The sequence below is a fragment of the Streptomyces sp. NPDC018964 genome (assembly GCF_044390325.1).
In the GTDB taxonomy this organism is placed as follows: Bacteria; Actinomycetota; Actinomycetes; order Streptomycetales; family Streptomycetaceae; genus Streptomyces.
The window spans coordinates 1-1,251 of the sequence record NZ_JBIRYZ010000004.1; the positions used below are offsets into that span (position 1 = coordinate 1).

The 1,251-nt window shown below is 70.9% G+C and carries 2 protein-coding genes; both read right to left on the reverse strand.

Going from position 1 to position 1,251, the window contains the following annotated elements; translation table 11 throughout:
* On the reverse strand, positions 1–191 hold a 191-nt coding region (locus ACH5AO_RS07625), incomplete at its 3' end, for a hypothetical protein (RefSeq protein WP_398922890.1).
* Positions 192–323: 132 nt separating this feature from the next.
* Positions 324–983 carry a LuxR C-terminal-related transcriptional regulator gene (locus tag ACH5AO_RS07630; RefSeq protein ID WP_398923621.1) on the reverse strand — a complete coding sequence of 220 codons (660 nt, stop codon included), beginning with the start codon at positions 981–983 and terminating at the stop codon, positions 324–326.
* Positions 984–1,251 lie beyond the last annotated feature (268 nt).

Genomic DNA, 1,251 nt, shown 5'->3' on the forward strand with positions numbered 1-1,251 from the left:
TCGTTGCCGAACGACGCGGTCTCCGAGGTGAAACGGTCACCGGTGAGCTGCATACCGTCACCCGAGTCCCCCGCGAACCTGATGACCACCCGGTCGAGCCGGCGGACGCCCTTCGCGCCCGCCGCTGTGCGCTGCTCCCCTACGACTGCTCCGTCGGCCTGTTCCGCTGGACTGCTGACCTGACTGGTCACTGAACTGGACCTCCTCGAGGCGGCTGTCCGGGACGGCCTTCCCGTAGGCCTTCCCCGCATAAACCCTACGTCCGTAAGGGTCGCCTTCCTCGGCTCATTCGCATGGTGGACACGACTTCGAGACGTCCCCGCTCAGGAGTTGAGATAGGTGAGAACGGCCAGCACCCGCCGGTGATCACCGTCGCTCGGGGACAACCCCAGCTTCAGGAAGATGTTGCTGACGTGCTTCTCCACGGCACCGTCGCTGACCACCAGCTGCCTGGCGATCGCCGAGTTCGTCCGGCCCTCCGCCATCAGCCCCAGGACCTCCCGCTCACGCGGGGTGAGCCCCGCGAGCACGTCCTGCTTACGGCTGCGCCCCAGCAGCTGCGCGACCACCTCGGGATCCAGCGCCGTACCGCCCTCGGCCACCCGCACCACCGCGTCCACGAACTCACGGACCTCGGCCACCCGGTCCTTGAGCAGATAACCGACGCCACGGCTGGAACCGGCGAGCAACTCCGTGGCGTAGCGCTCCTCCACGTACTGCGACAGCACCAGCACACCGATGCCCGGATGCGTCTTCCGCAGCTGCACCGCGGCCCGCACCCCCTCGTCCGTGTGCGTCGGCGGCATCCGCACGTCGGCCACCACGACGTCCGGGAGCTGGTTCTCCCCGTCCAGCTCGGTGATCGTCTTGATCAACGCGTCACCGTCACCGACACCGGCCACGACCTCGTGCCCACGGTCGGTCAGCAACCGGGTCAGGCCCTCCCGCAGCAGCACCGAATCCTCGGCGATGACCACCCGCACCCTGTCCTCCACGTTCCTCGGCCCCCCATGCCCCTGATCCGGGCCCGCCCTCGTGGCGGCCCGGTCGTCAGGTCCAGCATTCCAGCATCCGGCGGGGGATGCGGCGGGGCGACGGGATCGGGTGCCGTCGTGGTGGGTGGGTGGGTGGGGGGGCGCGGCCCCCCCCCCACCCACCCGGTCCGTCAGTGAACCCGGCCCCCCCGACACCTGTCCCCAGCACCCGCCCCCGCAGCCCGGCGGGCCCCCCCGACGGGCCGCCCCCCGGGGC